Genomic DNA, 765 nt, shown 5'->3' with positions numbered 1-765 from the left:
CTTCGACACCGCGCACTTCCGTTTCTCGATATGCTGCGACAGGCTGAACTGCAAGACGCTGCCGTACTATGGGGACTGTAGCGGTCAAATAACACGATTGATACACGCGGCGACGTCCCAATTAAGCCTTCCCCCTCAAAGACGGTGATGCGTTCGTTGCCGGTATGCAATTCTGGAAAGGGAGGCGAAGCAACGTCTCTCGTCAACCTGGGCCTGTTCGCCGATCGACCGCTAGCGCTCGCTTGTGCGCTCGGTGTGTCGTAGCGTCGTGGACCACGAGGACTGCCCGAGCCTCGTTGCCCATGGCTCACGCATTGAGGGAAGTACCGACCCTGAAGAGAGGAGAGTGGCCCCATCACCTATGCCATGCCGCGTCGGCGCACGGATCGCGTCCTCACGGGCCAAACTTGCGTCCATGCAAACATAAGGTATCCATAGCGTCACGTTGGTTGAGTTCGAAATAAGAATTAAGCGCATTGCGCGGCACGGACGGATACGGTTCACGCAAATATCGATGACCTGATTTTTTCGCTCACATCACGTGCGATAAAGGAATCGAGGTGGACTCGGCGCCGACTAAATCTTTCGACATACTTACGAATAAGCGACAGGCACTACGATTGCGCACGCTACGGTTGCCTATTGCCAAGTTTCGCGAAGCGAGTATTGATTATCCGCCCCATATAGACGCAATCCGTGGTCGTTGTACAGCATTTGCACAGAACGAGGAGTCGTGATGGCCGACACCGTAGGAGATTTCCTGAT

Annotated in this window: 1 protein-coding gene; it reads left to right on the top strand. The window is 54.9% G+C overall.

The genetic code is table 11. The features are described 5' to 3' along the window. The coding region (locus tag AWB74_RS49000) for a DUF1840 family protein (RefSeq protein WP_143749564.1) at nt 1–81 on the top strand (81 nt) is incomplete at its 5' end. Nucleotides 82–765: the final 684 nt, after the last annotated feature.

The organism is Caballeronia arvi (assembly GCF_001544695.2).
GTDB classification, from domain to species: Bacteria; Pseudomonadota; Gammaproteobacteria; order Burkholderiales; family Burkholderiaceae; genus Caballeronia; species Caballeronia arvi.
Note: the sequence above shows the minus strand (reverse complement) of the source record. Positions and strands in the feature narration are given on the sequence as shown.